This is a genomic window from Natronomonas salinimetallica, assembly GCF_013839515.1.
Taxonomy (GTDB): Archaea; Halobacteriota; Halobacteria; order Halobacteriales; family Haloarculaceae; genus Natronomonas.
The window spans coordinates 74,016-97,372 of the sequence record NZ_JACDNQ010000011.1 but is presented as its reverse complement, the minus strand read 5'-3'; the positions used below and the strand labels follow the sequence as shown (position 1 = coordinate 97,372).

22 protein-coding genes and 1 tRNA gene are annotated in these 23,357 nt (G+C 64.4%); 6 read left to right on the top strand and 17 right to left on the bottom strand.

Going from position 1 to position 23,357, the window contains the following annotated elements; all coding sequences use genetic code 11:
- Nucleotides 1–112 precede the first annotated feature (112 nt).
- Nucleotides 113–442, bottom strand: a complete 330-nt coding sequence (locus HZR14_RS10185) for an ArsR/SmtB family transcription factor (protein ID WP_181692761.1) — start codon at nt 440–442, stop codon at nt 113–115.
- A gap of 81 nt (nt 443–523) precedes the next feature.
- Entirely contained in the window at nt 524–904 is a 381-nt protein-coding gene (locus HZR14_RS10180) for a cupin domain-containing protein (protein WP_181692760.1), read from the bottom strand.
- Nucleotides 905–1,381: 477 nt separating this feature from the next.
- Here HZR14_RS10180 and HZR14_RS10175 point away from each other — a divergent pair, with 477 nt between their 5' ends.
- The gene (locus tag HZR14_RS10175) at nt 1,382–1,582 is read left to right on the top strand and encodes a ribbon-helix-helix protein, CopG family (RefSeq protein ID WP_181692759.1); all 201 of its coding nucleotides are present in this window, start codon (nt 1,382–1,384) and stop codon (nt 1,580–1,582) included.
- Nucleotides 1,583–1,750: 168 nt separating this feature from the next.
- On the opposite strand, the gene HZR14_RS10170 is transcribed toward HZR14_RS10175, so the two are convergent.
- Nucleotides 1,751–2,011 (bottom strand): glutathione S-transferase N-terminal domain-containing protein, encoded by a 261-nt coding sequence (locus HZR14_RS10170; protein ID WP_181692758.1) that lies wholly within the window; start codon nt 2,009–2,011, stop codon nt 1,751–1,753.
- Nucleotides 2,012–2,616: 605 nt separating this feature from the next.
- Here HZR14_RS10170 and HZR14_RS10165 point away from each other — a divergent pair.
- From HZR14_RS10165 to HZR14_RS10155, 3 genes are all read left to right on the top strand, one after another.
- A complete protein-coding gene (locus HZR14_RS10165) occupies nt 2,617–3,207 on the top strand; it encodes a 50S ribosomal protein L15e (protein ID WP_181692757.1) in 591 nt (196 codons plus the stop codon).
- Nucleotides 3,208–3,307: 100 nt separating this feature from the next.
- The gene (locus HZR14_RS10160; RefSeq protein WP_181692756.1) at nt 3,308–3,877 is read left to right on the top strand and encodes a DUF6735 family protein; all 570 of its coding nucleotides are present in this window, start codon (nt 3,308–3,310) and stop codon (nt 3,875–3,877) included.
- Between the two features lie 87 nt (nt 3,878–3,964).
- On the top strand, nt 3,965–5,176 hold the full coding sequence (locus HZR14_RS10155) for a potassium channel family protein (RefSeq protein ID WP_181692755.1): 1,212 nt from the start codon (nt 3,965–3,967) through the stop codon (nt 5,174–5,176).
- Nucleotides 5,177–5,303: 127 nt separating this feature from the next.
- On the opposite strand, the gene HZR14_RS10150 is transcribed toward HZR14_RS10155, so the two are convergent.
- The 3 genes from HZR14_RS10150 to HZR14_RS10140 all read right to left on the bottom strand — a co-directional run bounded on the left by HZR14_RS10150 (nt 5,304) and on the right by HZR14_RS10140 (nt 7,005).
- A complete protein-coding gene (locus HZR14_RS10150) occupies nt 5,304–5,879 on the bottom strand; it encodes a magnesium transporter (protein WP_181692754.1) in 576 nt (191 codons plus the stop codon).
- Nucleotides 5,879–6,451: a magnesium transporter gene (locus tag HZR14_RS10145; protein WP_181692753.1), complete on the bottom strand. Its 573-nt coding sequence runs from the start codon at nt 6,449–6,451 to the stop codon at nt 5,879–5,881. The genes HZR14_RS10150 and HZR14_RS10145 overlap by 1 nt, the downstream gene beginning before the upstream one ends.
- 143 nt (nt 6,452–6,594) lie before the next feature.
- Nucleotides 6,595–7,005 carry a DUF7124 domain-containing protein gene (locus HZR14_RS10140; protein ID WP_181692752.1) on the bottom strand — a complete coding sequence of 137 codons (411 nt, stop codon included), beginning with the start codon at nt 7,003–7,005 and terminating at the stop codon, nt 6,595–6,597.
- A gap of 85 nt (nt 7,006–7,090) precedes the next feature.
- On the opposite strand from HZR14_RS10140, the gene mutS reads away from it, so the two are divergent.
- Nucleotides 7,091–9,673: a DNA mismatch repair protein MutS gene (gene mutS, locus HZR14_RS10135; RefSeq protein WP_181692751.1), complete on the top strand. Its 2,583-nt coding sequence runs from the start codon at nt 7,091–7,093 to the stop codon at nt 9,671–9,673.
- Between the two features lie 5 nt (nt 9,674–9,678).
- Here mutS and nucS read toward each other — a convergent pair whose 3' ends face one another.
- From nucS to HZR14_RS10110, 5 genes are all read right to left on the bottom strand, one after another.
- Complete coding sequence (gene nucS, locus HZR14_RS10130; RefSeq protein WP_181692765.1) at nt 9,679–10,395, bottom strand: endonuclease NucS; 717 nt, start codon at nt 10,393–10,395, stop codon at nt 9,679–9,681.
- 314 nt (nt 10,396–10,709) lie between these two features.
- Nucleotides 10,710–12,251 carry a sodium:solute symporter family transporter gene (locus tag HZR14_RS10125; protein ID WP_181692750.1) on the bottom strand — a complete coding sequence of 514 codons (1,542 nt, stop codon included), beginning with the start codon at nt 12,249–12,251 and terminating at the stop codon, nt 10,710–10,712.
- Between the two features lies 1 nt (nt 12,252).
- Entirely contained in the window at nt 12,253–12,990 is a 738-nt protein-coding gene (locus HZR14_RS10120; RefSeq protein WP_181692749.1) for a TenA family protein, read from the bottom strand.
- Between the two features lie 345 nt (nt 12,991–13,335).
- Nucleotides 13,336–13,689: a cell division protein SepF gene (locus HZR14_RS10115; protein ID WP_181692748.1), complete on the bottom strand. Its 354-nt coding sequence runs from the start codon at nt 13,687–13,689 to the stop codon at nt 13,336–13,338.
- Nucleotides 13,690–13,958: 269 nt separating this feature from the next.
- The gene (locus HZR14_RS10110; protein ID WP_181692747.1) at nt 13,959–14,438 is read right to left on the bottom strand and encodes an RNA-binding protein; all 480 of its coding nucleotides are present in this window, start codon (nt 14,436–14,438) and stop codon (nt 13,959–13,961) included.
- A gap of 93 nt (nt 14,439–14,531) precedes the next feature.
- On the opposite strand from HZR14_RS10110, the gene HZR14_RS10105 reads away from it, so the two are divergent.
- Nucleotides 14,532–15,317 carry an Sjogren's syndrome/scleroderma autoantigen 1 family protein gene (locus HZR14_RS10105; RefSeq protein ID WP_181692746.1) on the top strand — a complete coding sequence of 262 codons (786 nt, stop codon included), beginning with the start codon at nt 14,532–14,534 and terminating at the stop codon, nt 15,315–15,317.
- Here HZR14_RS10105 and HZR14_RS10100 read toward each other — a convergent pair.
- From HZR14_RS10100 to HZR14_RS10075, 6 genes are all read right to left on the bottom strand, one after another.
- On the bottom strand, nt 15,314–17,764 hold the full coding sequence (locus HZR14_RS10100; RefSeq protein ID WP_181692745.1) for a DEAD/DEAH box helicase: 2,451 nt from the start codon (nt 17,762–17,764) through the stop codon (nt 15,314–15,316). The two genes, HZR14_RS10105 and HZR14_RS10100, sit on opposite strands and share 4 nt — an antisense overlap.
- Before the next feature lie 361 nt (nt 17,765–18,125).
- Nucleotides 18,126–19,337, bottom strand: a complete 1,212-nt coding sequence (locus HZR14_RS10095) for a cation:proton antiporter (RefSeq protein WP_181692744.1) — start codon at nt 19,335–19,337, stop codon at nt 18,126–18,128.
- A gap of 3 nt (nt 19,338–19,340) precedes the next feature.
- Entirely contained in the window at nt 19,341–19,844 is a 504-nt protein-coding gene (locus HZR14_RS10090; RefSeq protein WP_181692743.1) for a cation:proton antiporter regulatory subunit, read from the bottom strand.
- 86 nt (nt 19,845–19,930) lie between these two features.
- Nucleotides 19,931–21,667, bottom strand: a complete 1,737-nt coding sequence (gene glyS, locus HZR14_RS10085; protein WP_181692742.1) for a glycine--tRNA ligase — start codon at nt 21,665–21,667, stop codon at nt 19,931–19,933.
- Nucleotides 21,664–22,515 (bottom strand): CBS domain-containing protein, encoded by an 852-nt coding sequence (locus tag HZR14_RS10080; RefSeq protein WP_181692741.1) that lies wholly within the window; start codon nt 22,513–22,515, stop codon nt 21,664–21,666. Before HZR14_RS10080 ends, glyS begins: the two co-directional genes overlap by 4 nt.
- 445 nt (nt 22,516–22,960) lie before the next feature.
- Nucleotides 22,961–23,065 (bottom strand) — tRNA-Ile (locus HZR14_RS10075).
- Nucleotides 23,066–23,357 lie beyond the last annotated feature (292 nt).

The window sequence follows — 23,357 nt, the reverse complement described above, 5'->3', positions numbered from 1 at the left end:
CGGTGAAGCCGCCTCGCACGGTCCGTTCGGATGGTCAGCGGGACCTCCGGTCCCGCACGACTTGAGGCCGGAGGCTCCGCCTCGAAAACTGCTGAACCGGTTACTGGGATATTCAGGCTTCGACGCCGAGCTGTTGGTCTTCGTCGAGGGCGTCGAAGAGAACCTCTCGAATCATCATCGATGCCTCGATGAGCCGTTCGTCGCGGATCGCGTAGTAGCTCCGGTTTCCTTCGCTTCGCTTCGCCACGACACCCTTGTCTCGCATTTTGCGAAGGTGCTGTGATACCGTCGGCTGGGGGATGTCGGTGGTTTCTGCGAGATCTGTCACCGCCCGCTCCCCGTCCTTGAGGACGTAGAGCATCTTCTGTCGTTTAGCGTTGCACAGTACCTGGCAGAGATCGGCGTGCCGCTCGAAGATTTCATCGTCGGGGAGTTCGGTCATCTGTATATTCTAAGCTCCTAATGCCTAAAAAGGTGTGGTGGCTGCGTAGAATCGATGCCAAACCGTAATAAAAGGTTATAATTACCCTTGGACGCCATCGAGGTTCCACTCCGGTTCGGTGTCGGTTCGAGATTTACATTCAGCGGCACTGATCAATACGAAGATGCTCTGGATTTCTCCGTTGCGAATCTGACGAGTCGCTTCGGGAGGGATTCGGATGGCATCACCAGCTTCCATCGGGACTGGGTCATCGCCGACGATGACCGTTGCTTTGCCCTCGATCAGTACGTAGATCTCTTCGTGGTTGTTCTGGCTGTGATCGTGCGGACGGCTCTGCCAGTTTGGATCACACTGGGCGATGGTCACGCCGAGCCGATCGCTATCGAGTGGCTCCTTCAGAAAGTGCATCACTCCCGAGACCGGCTCGACTTCGCTGTAATTGACTCGGTTATAGGTTGACATTGTTCTCTCGGCAGCTCTTTTTGGTGTCGAGCTTCCATCTAAGACAGTTCTGCAGGGCTGGATAATGGTCCGCCATATTATATTCGAGTATTCGAATACCAATAATCCTTTGGGCTATTGGCGATCAGGCCGATCTAGAAGAATATCCTGATACTGACGAACAAAAGAATGTACACACGACGCACGAGGATCACGCCGTTCGACGGAGCGAACGGCGAATCACTCGTGAGTCGGTTTCATTTGATTTCGTCCACCAGTATGAATCGTCTGTAGGGCTTCAACGAGTCGCTCGTCACGGATTCGATATAGTAAACATCGTAACTACGTACACATCGATCGCACTGCCGCCGTGCGATCGAGTGTGTATTGTCTTCCGATGAGCGTGTCATAGAAGAGTTCTCATGATTTGCTGAATTAGCTTTGACGAGTTGAAATCGCCGTGCACTTGGTGCACGCTGTTCTTCGCTTGTCGTAGCTATGACGAAAGAGAAGTTCGGAGTCGCTGTTGACGAGGAAATCGTCCGAGAAGTGGATGAACTGGTCGGTGAGTGTGACGATCTCGGAGTCAGCCGCTCCGAGATCGTCGAGGCCATCCTCACAGCATTCGTTCAATCCGAGACAAACCACGTTGAACGGGTTCGAGAGATCATTATTCGGAAACGAAAAGGCACTCTCTGACTGTTTCTAAACGTCGTGCACTTAGTGCACGTATCTCTAAATCAGTAATACGCTATAATAGTAATCGTACTGATTATAGTATGTGAAGAGTTCTATGACACGCTCTTCCGATCTCTACTATAGTTCACCACACTCACATACGGTTTCCATGGTACGAAATGTTCCTGTTCACGCGTAGTGTTCCACGAGATAGTCGACGATATCATCACTCTCATACATCGTAATCTCGCGCTCGGTGTCGACGAGGTATGGAATCTGATCCTCACCACCGCCGGTGAGTTCATCGTGGGTGAGTTGGTTGGTCACGTCTCCACCCTCGTCACCGGGTAGACGCGGATTGTGAATGACATACGAGAGTCCGAGTTCCGACAGCTTCTCTCGAACCTTCGCACAGTACGGACAGCCCTCCGACTGGTAGAGTTCCAGCATGGTTACGATAGATTTGAAGATGCGAATATACTAAAGTGTTAGTTCTTAGGATGGGACGTGTCTCCAACTCAAATGTCTCGACGGACGGTCTTCCGAACTATTGTGCGCAGAAACCACACTGAAGCAGTTTCCACTGACCGAATAGGGCAAATTCACGCAGTAGACCACCGCTATACCCAGTGTAGTCTCAACTTCTACGAACCGGACGTCGAGACGGGTGCCATCGATGCATGCGCCGCAAGCCCCCGTCTGCTCGGTAGTTCGGAGTTAGTCGACCGGTTCGTCGGTCATCTCGAAGCCCTCGCTCGGTAGAACAAGAACGGACGTTCGAGACCCGATCCAGAGCAGTTCCCGGTCGCGGATTCGGTCAAAATCGCGCAGTACAGCGCCGGTGAATCCGGTGCAGTCTCACGTCCGAAAACTGGACGTCCCGGGCGAACCGGCCGGTGCCTTTCGAAGCGCTTAACCGCGCCTGTGGTGAAATCCGGGTATCTCGCCGGACGACGGGCACCGGTGGGCACCTGTCTACGCAGGTCGGGATGTGACTTCGGCGGGCGGCGTTGCCGTCGGGCGAAGTTGAACCACACAACGCCCGTGGTGAAACTATGGCACGAAGCTTCTACTCACACATCCGAGAGGCGTGGAAGACGCCCAAGGAAGGAAAGCTCGCGGAACTGCAGTGGCAACGACAACAGGAGTGGCGCGATCAGGGCTCCATCGAACGGATCGACCGTCCGACGCGCCTCGATAAGGCCCGCTCGCTCGGCTACAAGGCCAAACAGGGCGTCGTCGTCGCCCGCGTTTCGGTCCGGAAGGGTAGCGCCCGCAAACAGCGCTTCAAGGCCGGTCGCCGCTCGAAACGGCAGGGTGTCAACAAGATCACCCGCCGGAAGAACCTCCAGCGGATCGCCGAGGAGCGTTCGGGCCGGAAGTTCCGGAACCTCCGCGTTCTGAACAGCTACTGGGTCGGTGAGGACGGATCCCAGAAGTGGTTCGAGGTGATCCTCCTCGATCCCGAACACGGCGCAATCGAAAACGACGACGACCTGGGCTGGATCTGCAACAACAGCCAGCGCGGGCGGGCCTACCGTGGCCGGACCTCCGCCGGTCAGCGCGGCCGCGGTCAACAACAACGTGGCAAGGGCACGGAGCACACCCGCCCGAGCATCCGTTCGGACCGCAACCGCGGCAAATAACACGACGCGCGCCGCCTTGCGATGCGGCCGTTTTCTAGTTCATCGCCCGGACGTTTTCATCGCCCGGACGTTTATAACCGAATACGCGGCCAGGCGGCGTATGGGCCACCGGACACTCATCGCATACGAGCGGGACGGGTACGACCTCCACTACGCACACTGGGGCGTCGACCCGGGCGAACTCACCCCGGAGGAGCCCTTCGGCGGCCCGCCGGACGACGGGTGGGCGCGCGAGCGGGCCGAGGAGTTGCTCACGGTGGAGAACGGGCGGTTCACCGACGAGGACGGGACGGCCGTGGATACCGACCCGGTCGCGACGGGGCTGTCGTTCGTCGAATTGGAGGCGTACATCGATCCGATCGAGCACGAGGCGCTGTACGTCGTCGACAGCGATTTTTCCGTCCGGACGTACCTCGTTTTCGCACTGGATAGCCGTCGGTTCGGGCGGGCGGACGGTCCGGCGGTCGCACTCGTCGGCTACGACGGTGGGAGGGACGCGGCGTATCTCCGCGGCTGGCTGGCAGGCGGTCGCGCCGTTCGGGGGGTCTGTGGCCCCGGTGACGGGGTGGTAATAAAGGCGCTCAGGTGGCTCGATCCCGCCCGAGGAACGATCGTGTGGATCGCCGGGGGTCGGCCGGTGGACCCCGCCGGCGAGGGGACCGGCGCGTGAACGGTCCTGAACCGGGAGGCGATCGGGATCCGAGTGGACGACCGCGGGCCGGGAAACCCTTTTTTAGCACCCCCGGCTCTATCCGGTATGGATCCCCTCGAGGGCGAGGCGTCATCCCCCGTGGCGTACGAGCCGGTAAGCGTCAAGGACGTGCTGGTGGAGATGAAAGACACCGCCGAGTTACTCATCGACCTCTCGTACTCCGCCGTGTTGCACCGCAACACCGGCCTCGCCGGAGAGGTACTCCAACTCGAAGAGCGGATGGACGTCCTCGAAATGCGGGCCCGGATGAGCCTCCTCATGGCTGCCAGAAGCCCCGACGATGCCGAGCGGCTCGCGCCGGTGCTCAGTATCGTCGCCGCTACCGACCAGATAAGCGACGCCGCGGGGGATATCGCGAAGATCGTCCTCGAGGACATCCGGATTCCCGAAGCGATGCGGATGGCGCTGCCGGACGCGGTCGAGACGCTCGTCAGGGGCGTCGTTTCGACGACGTCGGCGTATACCGGACGGACGCTGAAGGACATCGACCTCGAATCCGAGACGGGCGTCCGGGTGATCGCGCTGCGCCGGGGGTCGGAGTGGCTACTGAATCCGGGGCCGACGACGCAGATCGAGACCGACGACGTTGCGCTCCTCCGGGGGCCGGAAGCCGAGGTAGAACAGGTGTATCGGTCGATGACGGGCGAGGAGTACGAACCGATCGAGTCGGAGTCGCCCGCGGTGGACGATCTCGAACGGGCGGTCGATACGATCGTCCACATGAAGAACCTCTCGGAACTCGCTGTCGATCTCGCCTACAGCAGCGTACTCTTCGACAGCGAGGAGCTCGCCGAGGAGGTCCAGAACCTGGAGATCGAAGTCGACGCGCTCGAATCGCGCTTCGAGGCGTGGGTGCTTCGGGCCGCAGCGAACGCCGACGACCCCGTTTCTCTCCGAGGGCTGATACATTTGGGCACCAGTACCGAGATGATAAGCGACGCCGCGATCGATATCAGCGAGGGCGTCCTGCGCGATATCGAGGTCCATCCGGTCGTGGGAATGGCCGTCCAGGAGAGCGACGAAATCATCACCCGCATCGAGATCGAACCGGGGAGCGACCTCGATGGCACACCGGTCTCGGCCGGCGTTCCCGACGCCGACGTGACGGTATCGGTCATCGCCATCCGCAGACCCGGCGAGGGATGGTTGCTGGTCGCCGACGCCGACGCGGACCTCCGGGCGGGCGACGTCGTGATCGCGAAGGGGACCCGGACCGCCGCCGAACGGTTCGACGAACTGTCGTCGGGAGGTTCGTGACGGCCATCGCAGCGACGAGAAAGCGGGGGCTCATCGCGGCGAGAGGCTCATCGCGGCGAGACGAGCGAAACGCGTGCGGGAACGGTGGCCGGCGATGCCAACTCAGATCGGCGTCGATACGGTGATCTCAACTCAACACCAGCGTCGATACGCCGATGAAAATCAACATCCCGAACACATCGACGACGTTCGTCACAATCGGGATCGTGGTATCGTCGGGGTCGATACCGAGCCGATAGGACCCGTACGTCGTGGCGAAACTGAACACGACGGCGATCACGGCGACGGACATCCCGCTGACGAGCGAGATCGTAAGCAACGCCGAAAGCGGCAGCGGCGCGCCGATCAGTCTCCCGATGATCCACGCGCCGACGGCGAGCGTCGTGAACACCGTCGCGGCGAGGGCCAAGACCGCCGCGACGTTCGCCCACAGTACCCGGTCGTGGAGATCCAGATTCGTCGTCCCCAAGTGGAGTCGCGTGGTGAGTCGCGAACTCAGGATCGTCCCGAGGTTACCGCCCGCGCCGACCATCGTCGGAACCATGACCGCGAGTACCCCGAACTCGTCGAGCAACGCCTCGGCTTCCTCCAGGGTGATCCCCGCCCAGAGGACGATCGTACATAACACGACCAACAGCGGGAGCATGTTCGAGACGATCGCTCGGGCATCCCACGTCCCGAGCGACCCGTCGGCGGCCGGCATCAGACGAACACCACCTCGACGACGGTGACGGCGACGAGCAAAAAGAGCATCCCGAAGACGTCGCCGAGCGTCGTGACGATCGGACCGACCAGGTTGTCGGGGTCGTAGCCGAGTTTGTATCCGCCGAAGAGGATCGCAAGCAGGCCGAAAATGAGCACGACGGACGTCAGCGTTCCGGCGATCAACATGATGGCGACGAGTTCGGAAAGTGCCGCCGACGGCCACCCGAGCAACTGCAGCGCGACCCAGGAGATGACGCCGATGACGCCCGAGATGGTGACTCCGTTGATGAAGGAGGCGACGACCGCGTTCACGAGACGTTCGTTCCACTCGAAATCGGGAGGTATGAGCCCCTGGTGGAGACCACTGGAGATCCGCCCACCCAACGCGCCGTAGACGTTGCCGCGGGTGGCGAGAAAGACGGGGACCATCACGAGGAGGCCGGGAAACCGGGCGACGCTCTCTAGGAGCTCTTCGAGAACCAACCCCGAAAAGAGCCCCCCGGCGAGCGCGACGAGCAGGATCGGCAACGCCTCGCGGTAGATAGCCCAGAACTCCTCCCGGAAGTTCATATCCGTGGATATCCCAGTTCGGGGTTAAATCTACCGAACGCGGGCGAATCGGGCGGCTCGTTCGCATCTAGACGCCGTTCTGTCGTCGCGGCGGTCGCCGGTACGGTTCGACGGCGGTGTATAAAAATCGACGACGGCCCGTCTCAGGGCCACCCCGAATGGTCCTCGTCGTCCTCCTCGGGATCACCGTCGTGGAGGAGCCATCCGGCCGTGTCGGCGGCCTCCGTTATCTCCCGGAACTCCCACTCGTGGCGCTCGGCGACCGATCGCATCCCCTCGTCCGCGGAGACGAAGACGTAGCGGTCGGCGTCGTGTTCGGGCTGGTGTCTGACCTTCGCGAGGCTCTCGGCCCGATCGCGGGGGCCCGGGAGGAAATCGGGGGTGAGCCCGTAGTCGCGGGCCCGCTTTCGAACCAGATGCGTCGGTTCGTCGCTTACGATCCCGAGGTGATCCGTCCACCGTTGGGTGTCCCGAAGGACGTCTGATGGATCCAAGAGCCGTTCGAGCGCCGCCAACTCGAATGCGAGCGTGATCGTTTCGGCGTCGTCTGGCATAGCCGTGGTTCGGCCGAGACGTCAAAAACGGTGTCGGTCGACGGGATGGCGGTGAGTATTTGGCCGGTGAGACACACGCTCGGATATGGACGAGGCGCTGGGGCCGCCACCCGAGATGGCCGAAAAGGCCGAGGAACTCACGCCGATGCTGTCGCAGTATCTCGAGTTGTGTGAGCGCTACGACGACGCGCTCGTTCTCTTTCAGGTGGGTGATTTCTACGAGACGTTCTGTGTGGCCGCCGAGGCGACCGCGAGGATCCTTGAGATCACGCTCACCCAACGGGAGGACTCGACCGGCACGTATCCGATGGCGGGGATCCCGATCGACAACGCCGAGTCGTACGTCGAGACGCTGCTCGATGCCGGCTACCGGGTCGCCATCGCCGACCAGGTCGAGGACGCCGAGGCGGCTTCGGGGCTGGTCGATCGGGCCGTCACCCGGGTCGTCACGCCGGGGACGCTCACCGAGACGGAACTGCTTTCGGCGGCGGACAACAACTTCGTCGCCTGCCTGACGGACGGCTACGGTCTGGCGCTCCTCGACGTCTCGACCGGCGACTTCTACGCGACGGAGCTCGACCGGATCGGTGCCGTCTCCGACGAGCTCGAACGGTTCGACCCCGCGGAGGCGATCGTCGGCCCCGATGCCCCGACGGAGCCGTTTGGGTCCGAGTGCATGGTGACCCCCTACGAGCGCTCGGCGTTCGACGCCGAGGCCGCAAAGCGGAAGGTCACCTCCTACTTCGGCGAGGGGTCACTCGCGGGCGAGGCGGAGACGCGTGCGATCGGGGCGCTGCTCGCCTACGCCGAGTACGCCCGTGGCGCTCGGACCGACGGCGAGACCGGCCGGCTGGAGTATCTCACACACCTCACCCGGTATGATCCCCGCGAGTACATGCTCTTGGACGCGGTCGCGCTCCGCTCGCTCGAGGTGTTCGAGCCACGGCACGTCCACGGGCTGGAGGGTGCGTCCCTGATCGAGACGATCGACGAGACCGCGAGCGCGCTCGGGGGACGGACGCTCCGGGATTGGCTCCGACGGCCGCTTTTGGATCCGACCCGGATCGAGGGGCGTCTCGACGCGGTCGGGGCGCTTCGGGACCGCGTCGGCGACCGAGAGCGTGCGGGGGAACTGCTCGCCGACGTCTACGACGTCGAACGGCTCGTCTCGCGGGTCTCGCGGGGTCGCGCCGACGCCCGCGATCTTCGGGCGCTCGAATCGACGCTGTCGGTCGTCCCCGACCTCCGGGCGTGCCTGTCGGCGGCCACGGAGGACAGCGAACTGTTGGCCGAGATCAAGGCCGAACTCGACGACTGTCCGTCGGTCAGGGAGTTGATCGACGCGGCGATCGCCGAGTCACCGCCGGTCGAGATCACGGAGGGCGGCGTCATCCGCGAGGGGTACGACGACGCCCTCGACGACCTCCGACGGACGGAACGCGAAGGGAAGGCCTGGGTCGATGCCCTCGAAACCGAAGAGCGCGAGCGGACGGGGATCAACTCGCTGAAGGTCGGACACAACTCGGTCCACGGCTACTACATCGAGGTGACTGACCCGAACCTCGAGTCGGTCCCCGAGGAGTACCACCGCAGACAGACGCTCAAAAACGCCGAGCGATTCTATACACCCGAACTGAAAGAGCGTGAGGACGAGATCATCCGCGCCGGCGAGCGCGCCGACGAGTTGGAGTACGGCCTCTTCAGGGAGGTCCGAAGCGAGGTCGCCGAAGCGACGGAACGGATGCAACGAACCGCCGACGCGATCGCCCGGCTGGACGCGCTCTGCTCGCTCGCGACCGTCGCCGCGGAGTACGGCTACCGCCGACCCGAGATCGGGGCGGCGGGGATCGAGATCGAGGGCGGGCGTCATCCGGTCGTCGAACGGAGCGAGGCGTCGTTCGTCCCGAACCCCACGGCGCTCCTGCAGGAGCAGCCGATGGCGGTTCTCACGGGTCCGAACATGTCGGGGAAGTCGACGTACATGCGTCAGGTCGCGCTCGTCGCGTTACTCGCACAGGTGGGCAGTTTCGTCCCCGCCAGACACGCGGCGCTGCCGGTCGTCGAACGGGTATTCACCCGTGTCGGTGCCTCCGACGACATCGCGGGCGGGCGCTCGACGTTCATGGTCGAGATGACCGAACTCGCCGCGATCCTGAAGGCGGCCGACGAGAACTCCCTCGTCGTCCTCGACGAGGTGGGGCGTGGAACCTCGACGCGGGACGGCTACGCCATCGCGCAGGCGGCGACCGAACACCTCCACGATTCGGTCGGCGCGTATACCCTCTTTGCGACGCATCACCACGAGTTGACCGACGTCGTCGAGGGGCTTCCACGGGCACGGAACTACCACTTCTCGGCGGTTCGAGACGACGACGGCGTAGAGTTCGAACACGACCTCCGGGCAGGTCCCGCCGAGGCCTCCTACGGCGTCGAGGTCGCCGAGATGGCCGGCGTCCCCGCGGGCGTCGTCGACCGGGCGAGCGAGTTGCTCGACGGTAGTGGTGCGTCGGCTCGGCCGGCCACGGCTGCTCGCCCCGAACCGGAGGCCGCCAGCACCGACGGCGGCCGGGAGGCGCTGCTCGCGGAACTCGCGGCCGTCGACCTCGCTGAAACCACGCCGCTGGAGGCGTTGAACGTCCTCTCACGGCTACAGTCCGAACTGGAGTAGCGGCTCTACGTTCCGCCATCGGGCGGAGTCAGCGGGACGAACTCGAGGCCCTCCTCGGCGAGAAGCGCCCTGGCCCGTTCGGTTACCGACGGTGCGACGAGCAGCCCTCGGATCTCCGCACCGGCATGAAGGTCGCGCTCGAGCGCCTCGACGTAGCGGGTGAGTTGGCCGACCGCGTCCGGCCCGACGCGCCGCCGCTTCAGTTCGAGGACGACTGTTCGGCCCTCGCTGTCCTCCCCGTAGACGTCGATGGCACCGGCGGGGGTCCGACGCTCCGTCGCGAGCGGCCTGAAGCCGGCTTCGACGAGCGACGGCTCCTCGAGGATCCGGCGTTTCAGATCCGCTTCGGTCCCGACCACGTCGAGAGACTCCTCGTCGGTTGGGTCGAACGCGGCCGCGAAGGCGAGCGCGGAAAACCGAACGGTGAGCCGCTCCGCCGGCGACGAACGGCGGCTCCCGACCACGAGATCCTCGCCGTCGAGCCGACAGTCGTGGACACAGCCGGGAGGCTGCCAGTTCACCGGCTTTTGCCCCTCGTCCGTGTGGACGAGCGCCGTCCCGTCGGGCTTCAACATGAGGTGTCTCTCCCCCGCCGCCAACGACGAGGCCGCTCGGCCGTCGTACTCGACGGTACACCGACCGAAGAGCGTTACGAGCGCGCCCCGCTCGATCGACTCGGCGACGAGCGAGGCGGCCTCGGACGCGTCGGGGTCGGAACGGATCCGGGGGCTTCGGTCCGTCTGCTCGTCCTCGGTCACAGCGCCCGATAGCCGTCTCGGGGCGTTAAACCCGGCGCTTGCCGGCCGCGAACCGCCGGCCGTGAGCGGGCGTTCGCTTTCGGGCTGTCTGGCATACGCCCCAGACGGGTGTCGAGCCCACGGTGACGGGGCAAACAGCCATATCCGGCAGTATACGCCGTCGTATCAGCCGTCGAGAACGAGCATGCGGGCGACGTAGACGAAGACGGCCACCACCAAAAGGATCGACCCCCAGACGAGCGCCGCAAAGACCGTGGGGCTGATGGCCGCGGCGACGATCATCGGCCCCCCTCCGATTTCTCGTCGCCGCCGGTGGTCGCCTTCGTCCCTCCGTCGGCGACCGGGTCATCGAGCGTGCGAACCCGTCCGTCGATCGCATCGAGGTCGACGTCGGCGTCCGAAAGCGCCGTCGAGAGGAGGGTAATCCCCGCCGAAACGGCCGTCGCGCCGACGAAGGCGACGAGGAACGACGGCTCCGGCAACACGCCGTCGAGGCCGGGGACGGTGGCGAGAGCCGCCCGCAACAGCGGGAAGTGAACGACGCCGACGGCGATGCCGGCGACGCTCGCGGTGATCGCGCCGGTGCCGGAGAGTCGCTCGGTATACAGCCCGGCGATGAAGGGAACGAACACCGCGGCGGCCAACAGATCCGCGGTCAAGAACAACTGGAGGACGCTGTAGCCCTGCGCCCCGATGAGGATCGCACCGGCCGCGACCGCGACCGTCAGCCCCCGGCCGCCGAGCCAGAGGGTGCGCTGGTCGGCATCGACCAGCCTGGCGAGATCGGCGGTGACGACGCTCGTGATGGCGTTAAGCATGGTATCGGCCGAACTCATCACGAGGAGCACGACGAGGACGACGATGGCGAGGGTGACCCACGTCGGGAACGCCGCATCGAGGACGAGAAAGAAGGCGATGCTCGCGGTATCGGGGCCGGTGAGGCCGAGAGCCGCCGCCGCGACGCCGAACAGTCCCGCGAGCAGAACCATCGGGACGACGACGACGGCGGCGACGCCGAGGCCGCGACGGAGCGACGCCTCGCCGTCGGCGGCGTAGACCCGTTGCCAGACTCCCTGATTCAGCATGTTCGCCCCGAGGATCGCAAAGGCGACGTAGATCCCGAACTCGATGCCGGGGCGAAAGGAGGGATCGAGCAGCGTCGCGTCGGCGGCGGTGGCGGCAGCGTGGAGTTCACCCGACCCGCCCAACGCGACCAGTGCGCCGCCGAACCCGACCGCCAACAGCGGGAGGACGACGAGCGTCTGGATCGTGTCGGTGACGATACTGGCGACGAGACCGCCGTAGACGGTGTAGACGAGGACGAACCCACCGATGAGCAGCGCCGTCTGCCACTGGGGGACGCCGGCGATGAGCGAGAGCGCGCCGGCGACGCCGGTCATTTCGGCGGCGAGAAAGACGAACATGTAGAACACCGACACGACGAGCACGAAGACGTACATGGCTGCGCCGAAGCGGGCGTAGGCGAACTCCGTCAGCGAGTGGCCTGAGGGCAGCACAGAACGGATCCGCAAACCGACGGGAATAAACAACAACAGCGGGATCGCGCTCCCGACCGCATAGCCCAGGATCGCCGGCAGGCCGCCGAAGGCAGCGCCCGCCTCGGCGGGGCTAAACAGGATCCACGCCCCCATCATCGAGGCGACGACCGTCGCAGTCACCGTCCCGGGACCGGCGGAGTCCCGTGCGGAGATGAAGTCCTCGACGGAGTGAACCCGGCCGCGGGTGGCGAGGAGACCGACCGCGGTGACCGCCGCGACCGTCACGGCCGTGATACCGAGGACGAGCGCGGTCGAGACCATCTCACGCACCTCCGGGATAGTGTGTATCGAAGAAGGCGACTTCGAGTTCGACGGCGCGGCCAAACAGGTGTTCGACGCGCCCGCGCCGGTCGGCCGACAGTTCCGGGCCGACCGAATCCAGTTGTCCCCGAAGCCACCCGACGAACGCACGGAACGAGTCGGTAGCGTGGAGGTCGATCCACTCGGCGTAGTAGAACGGGAGGCCAGCGCCGTCGCTCGGCGGGTCCGTCGCCGGATCGGCGTGGCGCTCCGCGGCCGCGGCCGCCCACGACTCGTAGATCCACTCCGCGGGCACCAACACGGCAAGCGTCTCCGCGTAGCCGCCCTCGCGGGCGGCCCGTTCGAGGAGGTCCACGAAGGCGTCGGTCGTCCCGGTCCGTTCGGGGGCCGTGTACCGATCAGCCGGCACGCCGAGCGCCTCGAAGGAGCGCTCGAAGTAGTCGCTCTCCTCATCGGTCACGACGTCGAGAAACTCGATCAAGGGACGTTTCGAGCCGATCCCCGGGGCTTCCCCGACCGCGAAGCCGAAGCCCCCGACGAGTGATTCGAGGAACGCGTAGTCCTGGAGCAGGTACTCCGCGAACGCATCAGTATCGAGCGTCCCGGCACCGAGGTCGACGGTAAAGGGATGTTCGACCGCCTCGCTAAAGGCCGGCTCGGAACGTTCCCGGAGCCAGTCGCTGAAACGCGGTTCGTCGGTCCGGTCGGCGTAGGTCTCGTACGTATCGGCAGCCGTCATAGCGTCACGATCGTGGCCCGGCGATATATAATTGACTAATATAACTAACGTATATTACGTGGCTACCGGTGCATTGGGGCCGGTCGCGAGCGACTCGCTGACCGCCAGTACTGCTGGCTGTCCGTCGCAAACGGACATCGTACCCGGGGGTCGTGACTCGCTCGACACGGGGGCCGCCAGCAGTATACGGAGTCGAGATGACACGGGACCCGTCCGTGGCGCCGATTCATCCCCGTCGTCTGGCGGATACGGACGGCGTATCCGGGCCGTTTCGGGCGTTTCACCGCGGCCCGCGAGGCGGTGCCCAACGCCCCCGGCGGCCGAGCGGGGGAGTACAAAAACGGGCTACCGACCGAGCTTCGAGCGCGAGATACCGACGCCACCGGGCGTGATGATGAGCTGGTCGTCTTCCTTTTGGACGATGTCGCCGCCGACCTCGTTTGCGACCTGTTTCAGCTCGTCGATGATGTGTTCCATCGTCCGGTCACTCGTCGTGTGTCGGATGATATCGGCGACGACGATGTCGCCGTCGTAGACGGCGTCTTTGATGTCGATGACGTCGTTTTTCTCGCTGATATCGGTGAACCGGACCTGTACCCGTGTGTTCGAGGCACCCGTGTCGAAGTCGTCGACGTCGAGTTCGAGGTAATCCTCGGTGCTGGACGAGCCGCCTCCGAGGAGTTTACTCATGAGTCCCATGTCTTTGACAGCGGTTGCCGGTGGCATAGGTCTTACGCGTCGTTCGAGGAGAAAGCCTCGCCGTTCACAGTGGTTGCCGAACCTCGGGGTGAGTGTCGCTGACTGCCAACAGCCCGTGTGGGCTCCGGTAGCTATCACGGAGGCTGGTGGCATTCATGTATATACGTATTGATATGGGGGGAGCCATCGACATTCATTTCGATCCATGTGTCCAGACGTAATCGCAGAGAGCATTGATTCGGCAACTACTGTTCAGCGCGGGGAGGATGTCAAACCTGAAACTCGTAGAGCTCGTCCCCGACGTGGTGGAGCGACTCGACGACGTTCCCCGACTCGCCGATCATCTCCGAGCCATCGGTCTCGGCGCGGCCGATCGCCAGCGCCTTTCCGTGGACCTCCTCGACGATGACGACGAGGTCGCCCGGTCCGATGTCGTCCGTCGCCTCCGTGATGCCGGGGCGCATCACGTTCGCGCCGTCGGAGACGAACGATATCGCCCCGCGATCGACGGTGACGACGTGGCTTTCGGGCGGGTAGGTGTTCGCGCCACGAACGGTCACGAACAGGTCGCCGTCGAAGGAGGCGACGAGCGGGTCGCCGTCGACGAGGATGACGTCCCGGTCGACGTCGGTGAACTCGACGCGTTCGTAGCTGTCGCCGTCGAGGTCGATTCCGAGTTGATCGGCGAGGGAGGCCTCCAGCTCGTCGATCTCGTCGGACCGAAGGTGGTGGCGGGATTTCACCTGCATACCTCTCTTTCGTCCCCGTGTCGATTAAAAACCGCCGGTCGGCCCGCCGGATCGAGCGCAGTCCTTTTGCGGCAAAGAGCCGTTGGAACACGCATGAGCGATTTTGATCGGGAGGCCGAACGCGAGAAACTCCGCGAGAAGTACGAACGGGACAAACAAAAACGGGAAGCCTCAGAACAGATGAGTGAACTCCTCCTCCAGGGGGCGACGATGACGAACCGTCACTGCCCGGAGTGTCACTCGCCGGTGTTCCGGTACGAGGGCCAGGAGTTCTGTCCGACCTGTCAAAAAGAGATTACGGAGGAGGGCGAACTCCTTGATGACGAAGACGAAACGGGGACACAGCCGGAGACGGAGGGGACCGACGCCGACGCCCCCGACGCCGACGCCGACGCCCCCGACGCCGACGCCCCCGACGCCGACGCCGACGCCCCCGACGCCGACGCCCCCGACGCCGACGCCGACGCCCCCGACGCCGACGCCGACGCCCCCGACGCCGACGCCGACGCCCCCGACGCCGAACCGGAGTCCGACCGCAGTACCGTCGAGTCCGGGCGTGCACCCGAGCGGGACTCGGCCAGCGGTTCGCCGCCGACTCCGGCCCGCGACCGTCGGCCCGCCCGCGTCGACCCGCCCGCGAGAAGGGAGACCGGGACGACTGACGAGGCGTCCGGACGCGACGTCACCGAGAACCGGGTGCGGACGGGGCAGCCCGGCTCCGAGCGCGGACAGCTCCGGGAGGCGGAGCGGACGCTCGTCGACGAGATCACCTCGCTAACTCGGCGGGCGGAGGAAACACGGGACGTCGGTCGAAAGCGAGATCTCCTCGCGGCGGCACGGGAGGCCGCCGAGACGCTCGAAACCGTCCGCAGGCTCTAGTCGCGGTTCGCGTATTCGCGTTTCGTCACGGTTCGGATCCGCTCTGCCGTCACCTCGCCGACGCCATCGGCCTCGCGGAGGTCGTCTTCATCGGCGCTCATGACCGCCTCGACGCTGCCGAAGTGCTCTAAGAGTGCCCGAGCGGTCACCGGGCCGACTTCGGCGACCGATCCGACGACGTACTCCTGTTGCTCGGCGAGGGTCTTGCCGCCCTTTTCGCCGTGAACGGAGACGCTTCGGTCATCGGCCTCTTGTTCGCGTCGGGCGATGACGTCGAGCAGGTCGGCGGTATCGTCTGCGTCTGTCGTCCGCATCACGCTCGCACCGAAATCGACCGCGAGCGAGGCAAGTGCCCCGCGGATCGCGTTCGGGTGAACGTTTCGGGTCTCATAGAGACGGTCGCCCTCGATGATCACGACCGGGCGGGCGTAGTATCGGGCCGCCGCGCCGACCTGTTCGAAAAGCGACCGGTCGCCCCCTACGAGCGTCTCGAGGAAGTCGTCGACTGCCTTGCGTTCGACGACGACCCGATCCGAGAGGACGTAATCGCCGACTTCGAGCGTTTCGAGCCGCGTCTCGATGCCCTCGCGGGTCGAGAGATCACGGGCGATGTGTGCGTCGAGTTCCCGCTGGTCGGCGACGATCTCGACTGTCTCGCCGTCCGGCGTCGCCTCGGCGACCGTCGGCTGTCCGGCGAAATCAGTGAGGCCTGCCTGTCCAGCGTCGTGTGAACCGTCCACCCCGGCGTCGTCGTTCGAGTCGGCGCTCGAGTCAGGTCGGCCGTCAGCGCCCGGAGCGTCCGCTCCGCCATCCGCTTCCGCGCTGTCGTCACGGCTTCCGCCGCCACCGTCAGAGCCGTCGAACTCGCCGATCCCGGCCTGCTGTCTGATTTCGGATTCGATCTCGCCTTCGAGGTTTTTCAGCTTCCGCAGTTCCTTCTCCATCCGCTTTTCCTCGTTCCGGGAGATCCAAAAGAACGCCTCGTCGCGGGTGTCCTCCGCGAGGAGGACGACGACGCGACCGTCGCTCGCACGCCCCGTGCGGCCCTTCCGTTGGATCGAGCGGATCCCCTTCGGTACCGGTTCGTAAAACAACACGAGATCGACGTCCGGGACGTCGAGGCCCTCCTCGGCGACGGAAGTCGAGACGAGCACCTCGAATTCGCCGCTTCGAAACGCATCGAGGGTGTCTTTCTGCTCGGTCTGGGTCATCCCATCGGAGCCGTCCTTATCGCCCTGACCGACGAAGCGGCGGGTCGAGAAGTGCTCGCCAAGGAACTCGGTCAGCGTCTCCGCGGTGTCGCGTGACTCCGTAAAGACGATCACCCGCTCGCCGTCCTCAATCCCGAGCGTCTGTGCGAGCAGGATTCGGGTCCGGCGGAACTTCGGATGGAGGTCGTCGAAGGCCTCCGCGCGGCGCATCGCCTCCTTGACTCGGGGGTCGCTGACGAAGCGCTGGCTGGCCTTCGAGGCACCGGAGGATCTGGCGTCTTCGCGCTGGCGTTCGAAGTACCGCCGGAGCGACTCGACGCTTTGGGTCTCGACCAACTCGACGGCACGCCGAAGCTTCATGATCTCGGCGTGGGCGCTCATCCCCTTGTACCCCTCCGAGCTGTCGTTGTTTATGAGCTCTTGAAGCTTCGCGCGGATCGCGTTGAGTTGGGACTGGGACATGCTCGGATCCGTCGAGTTCGTCACGCCCAGCCCCTTCAGCTTCGTCAGCCGCTCGGAGATCACGTCGTTGAGCGCGTCCCGGATGTGGATGACTGTCTCGGGGAGGTCGACGCGCTCCCACTCGACGTCGGTATCGTGGGTGTGTGCGGAAACGTCGGCGTCGTTCTCGGTCATCACCGCCACGTCACGGATCCCAAGGTTGTCACACACCGTCAGGATCTCCTCTTTGTCGCCACCCGGGGAGGCGCTCATCCCGGTGACGAGCGGCTCGTCCGCATCGGCGTGATAGCGGTCGGCGATGTAATTGTACGCGTAGTTGCCGGTCGCACGGTGGCACTCATCGAAGGTGACGTGCGTCACGTCAGCAAGCGAGATCCGGTTGCCGACGAGGTCGTTTTCGATCACCTGTGGCGTCGCACAGACGATCCGTGCCGACTCCCAGAGATCGGCGCGGTCGTCGGGACGAACGGCACCGGTGAAGACGACGATATCGTCGTCATCCACCGAAAGCGCCTCGCGGTAGAACGCGGCGTGTTGTTGGACGAGCGGCTTCGTCGGCGCGAGAAGCAGCGAGGTCCCACCGTGTTCGGCCAGCCGCTCGGCGGTGACGAGCAAACTGACCGCCGTCTTTCCAAGCCCGGTCGGCAGACAGACGAGCGTATGGTCCGTCGCGGCGGTTTCGGCGAGGCTGAGCTGATAGCTACGCTTTTCGAGTAGGCCGTCCACCAAGAGCGGCCCTTCGATGTACTCCGGCTCGCCGGAAGCTGTCGCCATCTACTGACGAGTTCGTCGCTTCACTGTATAAGGGTTCGGCCACCGAGGTGGAAGTGAACGTATCTCTCCCAATTGTTTATATACTGAGACGGGGGCAGACCCCACATCGTGTGAACGATCGTCGGCGATCCGCCGAGGCGGGAGTGCGGCGCACGGATCGCTGGAGGGCATGCGCCGCCTGTTTGCCATTTGCCACGGGAGCCGGGGCATCGTCATCGCGGGTCGGAAGGGGGCACCGCGAAGGTTCCGGTATATCGTCGAACAGGGCCGTCGACACTGTCGACCCGGAACGGCTCTCTATCGAACGTAGCGACCGTTCTGTCCGGCAACAGAGAGCCGGACCGATGGCGACGGTTCGCGTTCATTCGGGGACCGGTCCCTCGTTGAGGACGAATCGCTCGAAGAACGGCGAGTACTGCATGAGCATCGTTCCGAGGATGCTCATCACGAGGACGTATCCGACGGCGACGGCCGGGATCGTCTCGGTGAGAACGGTTCCCCCGATGACCGCGTCGGTCGCGATGGCTGCGATGATGAGCGAGAACTCCCCGCGTGTGATCATTCCCAGTCCGACCCGGACGTTACGCCGGTCGTCGAGGCCGTAGAGCCGGCCGCCCACGAACCCGGTGAACAGTTTCGTCGGCGCTGTTACGAGGACGAGAACGGCGATGATGCCCGCGACTGCCGGGAACACGGCCGGATCGGTGCGGATCCCGATCCAAAAGAAGAAGACGGCCGCGAAGACGTCCCGGAGCGGGATGAGCCGGCGCTCGAGGTCGTGGAGGTGGTCCGTCCCGGAGAAAGCCATCCCGACAAAGAACGCCGCGACGGCCTCGCTGACGCCGATCGCGAGGGCGAACCCGGCGACGAGGACGGTTATCGCTACCGCCCGGAGGACGAACATCTCCTCGGAATCGACGTCGAGAAACCGCTCGAAGTACCTGGCCCCGAAATGAACCGATCCCACGAGCACGAGCAAGAACGCCATCGCGGTGCCGACGTCGACGGCGATTGCTGCCAACTCGCCGCCACCAAGGAGGACGGCGGACAGGACGGCCAAATAGAAGGCGATGAACAGGTCCTCATAGACGAGCGTCCCGAGGATCGGGTTCGATTCGTCGTTCGCGATCCATCCCAGATCGATGAGCGACTTCGTGATGACTGCAGACGAGGAAACGTAGACGATGCCCCCGAGAACCAACGCCTCGAGCAGCGACCACCCGAGAGCGAGGGCGACCACGATGCCGGCGGGGAGGTTCACGGCCAGATCGAGCGTTCCCGCTTTCGCGATCCTCTCGCTCGATTCGACCAGCCGTTCGAGGCTGAACTCCAAGCCGAGAAAGAACAGCAAGAAGACGATACCCAGTTCGGCCAGCAGGGTGATGTACGGCTGGAGTTCGATCGCGTATCCCGCCACCGCGGGGACGTCGAGCCGGCCGAGGACGAATGGACCCATCAGCATCCCGGAGACTACATAAAACGGTATGACCGACTGGCCGAGTCCCCGTGCGACCGTTCCCGCGAGCGCGAGGGCCGCGAGTATGAGCCCGGTCTCGAGGAGGACCTCCGCCATGTCTCAGGCGCCGTCCTCGTCGTCAACCTCGCCGGAAGCGAGCGATTCCGCCCGGTGACACGCCTCCCGCGTTCCGAGGATGATCAGCGTGTCGTCGGCCTCGACGGCGGTCTCGGGACCGGGGTTGGATTCGGTGTCGTCGTCCCGCTGAATCGCGACGACCGATGCACCCGTGGCGTTGCGGAAATCAAGTTCCTCGAGCGTTCGGCCGACGATCCCCGAGTCGTCGGGGACGTCGACCCACTCAAGCAGCGAGTTGTCGTCCAGCATCGTCTCGGTCGTATCGGTGGCGATCGGCTGGAAGTACGCGCCCTCCAGGATCGAGCCGACCTGCCGGGCCAGCTGGTCTGTGATCTCGAACAGTTTCACGGAATCATCCTCGCCCTCGCGCCGGAACACCTCACGCTTGCCGGTGTTGTGGATGACGACGACGAGCCTCGACTCGTCGTCGAGGTCGATCTCGAACTTCTTTCCGACGCCCGGGAGATCGGACTCATATATACTCATACCGATCATTCCCTCCGGGGAGAATAAAAGCTATAGGCCGATATCGGGCGGCCAAGACAGCGGAGGTAGTGGCCGTCAAGCGCGGTTCACAGCTCCGATAGCGTCTCACCGGCGACGAGCCGGCCGATCGCGTCGGGGAGGTCCTCGATCTGGACCCGAGTCTGCTCCGTCGAATCACGCTCTCGAACCGTCACCGTGTCGTCTTCTTTCGTCTCGTAATCGACGGTAACGCAGTAGGGCGTTCCGACCTCGTCTTGTCTCCGGTAGCGCCGGCCGATGTTTCCGGTGTCGTCGTAGCTGACCTCGAAGCCCTCGACCCGAAGTCGGTCGGCGATCGAGCGGGCCCGATCGTCGAGGCCGTCCTTCGTCATCAGCGGGAAGACTGCGACCGTCGTCGGGGCCATCGTCGGCGACAGTTCGAGGAACGAACGCTCCTCACCATCTACAGTATCGGCCTCCAGGCCGTGGATCAACACGCTATAAACGAGGCGGTCGACGCCGAACGAGGGTTCGACGACGTGTGGCGTGATGTGTTCACCGGCTTCGGTCTGTTCTTCGACGGCGAAGCCGGTCTTCTTGACGGGGATCGTATACGTCTCGCCGTCGATGTTGACGCCGACCTCGTCGCCGTCGAACGCCGATCGGTCGCGTGCGGCGAGTGCCTCGAGTGCCTCGGCGATCGCGGCCGCCTCGCCGCCGAACTCCGGTCCGAGGTAGCTCATATCTGGGTCGACGGCCGCGCGTTCGACCGTCCGCGGCTCCTCGTACTGCCGAAAGATCGTGAACGACTCTTCGGCGTACTCGCCGTGTTTCGAGAGATCGTAGTCGGACCGGTAGGCGAAGCCGGTCACTTCGATCCAGTTGCCGCCGAGTTCCGTCTCGGCGTCCCAGCAGTCGGCGGCGTAGTGGGCCCGTTCACCGCTGAGGTGCTGGCGATACCGGAACCGATCCATGTCGATCCCGATCCGCTCGTAGAACTCCATCGCCCGCCCGAGATAATACGCGACCCACTCGCTTCCGACGATTCCGTCGTCGAGGGCCTCTCGGACCGTGTGGGGTTCAGGTTCGCCGTCGTCAGCGTGTTGTGCCGTCGCAGGGTACAGCGGCAACTCGACGTCGGCGACCCGATCGATCGGGGGTTCGTCGCGCTCGGGATCGATGAAATGCTCCAGTTCGGCCTGCGTGAACTCCCGGACGCGGACCAGTGCCCGACGGGGGGAGATTTCGTTTCGGTAGGCCCGCCCGATCTGGGCGACGCCGAAGGGGAGTTGATTTCTGGCGTACTCCTTCAGCCGGGGGAACTCGACGAAGATGCCCTGTGCCGTCTCGGGACGGAGATAGCCCGGCGACGCCGAACCGGGGCCGATGTTCGTCCCGAACATGAGGTTGAACTCATCGACAGGGGCGTCCGCGAGTTCGGCTTCGCAGGAGGGACAGACGACGTCGTGTTCGGCGATGAGTTCTCCGACCCGATCGGTCCCGAGCGCCTCCGCATCCTCGATATCGGGGACGGCGTCCTCGACGAGGTGGTCGGCGCGGTGAGTCGCACCGCACTCGGCACACTCGACGATCATGTCGTCGAAGCCGTCGAGGTGGCCGGACGCTTCGAACACCGCCTCGGGCATCACGGTCGGCGCTTCGAGTTCTACGTTCCCGAGTTTGCGGACGAAGAGGTCCCGCCAGGCGTCTTCGATGTTCCGTTTGAGGGCTGCACCCTCGGGGCCGTACGTATAGAAACCGGCGGTACCGCCGTACGCCCCGTTCGAGGCGAAAAAGAACCCGCGGCGTTTCGCGAGTTCGGCGAGAGCCGCCGTTTCGCTCATGCGAGCGCCTCCAAGAGGTCGACGTCCCGGACGATGCCAACGAGTTCGTCGCCCGAAAGCAGCGGGATCTGCTCGATGTCGTTCGAGAGCATCAACTGTGCGGTTTCGCGGGCGGTTCGGGTCCTCGAGACCGTAATTAGATCGTCGCTCATGAACTCCGAGACCGCGGTCGACGGGATTTCGACGTTCAGTGTCGGCATCGACCGGCTTTCGACCGCTTTGATTCCTTCCCACATCCAGTCGTCGTCCTGGTTTGCAACGGCGTCACCCGGATTCGACTCGCCCTGTACGACGCGGGCGACCTCGATGATATCGACCTCGGTTATCATCCCGGTTTGTCTGCCGTCATCATCCAACACGACGGCGTAGGGGACGTCCGCGTACGACAGTTCCCGTTCGGTGATTGGCAACGGCGTGTTCTGGTACACCGTGTTGATCTCCCGCGTCGCCAATCCACCGACCGTCGTTTCACCGTTCTGTTGGCCTTCGGCGATTGATCGGACGATATCGGTGACCGTTACGATGCCGACGAGTTCGTCGTCCTCGACCACGGGAATCCGACGTTCCTCGGAGTCGATGACGAGTTCCGCGAGTTTGGTCAGGGACTCGGATCGGCCGATCGTCGGGACATCCCGCGTGAGAAGCGCCAGTTGATCCTCGTCGGGCTGTTCGATGAGCGATTCGCGGGTCACGAGCCCACGGAACTGCTCGCCGTCGTCGTCCACCCGAATGACGGGTACCGACGAGAAGCCGCGGTCCTGTAGATATTCGAGTACGTCCTCGCGGGTCCCCGGAATCTCGACGGTGACCACCTCCGACCGTGGCGTCATCGCGTCTACAACGTTCATACCGACCCCCTTTCGACGCCTCCGTACTAAGTCCACCGACCTGTGCTGTTCCGGGCTGTAGGCCCCGCCGGCTGACTCCCCGCATCCGTCCGCCGTATCGGCGTGGGCCCTGCCGGGTTCGAACCGGAGCCACTTCACTCGCTTTGCTCGCTCGTGGCAGGGCCCGAACCGGCAGTGAATCGCTTCGCTCCTCACGTGCGTTCGTCGCAGAACGGATGGGCCCTGCCGGGTTCGAACCGGAGCCACTTCACTCGCTTTGCTCGCTCGTGGCAGGGCCCGAACCGGCAGTGAATCGCTTCGCTCCTCACGTGCGTTCGTCACAGAACGGATGGGCCCTGCCGGGTTCGAACCGGAACGAGACGTGCTCGCTCCGCTGTGCGCGACTCGTAGGATTCGAACCCGGCAGGCGTCGTTCAGCACTCCTCGCTGTCGCTCGGAGGCTTCATGGGCCCTGCCGGGTTCGAACCGGCGACCACTCGGTATCCCATCCCACCGCCCGGGGGCGGCCGGGAATATGAGCCGAGCGCTCTGACCACTGAGCTAAGGGCCCTCCGGTATCGGATACCGGCCCGTTCCTCTTCAGTCTGCCGGATATCGGACGGCAAAGCGCAGTCGGGCGGCGGACAGACGGCCCGTACCGAAGTCGGATCCGAGCGTCGGTCCGTACGATCCGATACGGCAGCGGCCGCGCTTCGACGCCGCGACTGCCGGTGAGACGTTCACGACGAGTAGACGCATGCTGCGGCGGCTGTGGTGAGTATAGTAGAGATCGGAAGACAAGACACACTCGATCGCACGGCGGCAGTGCGATCGATGTGTACATAGTTGCGATGTTTACTATA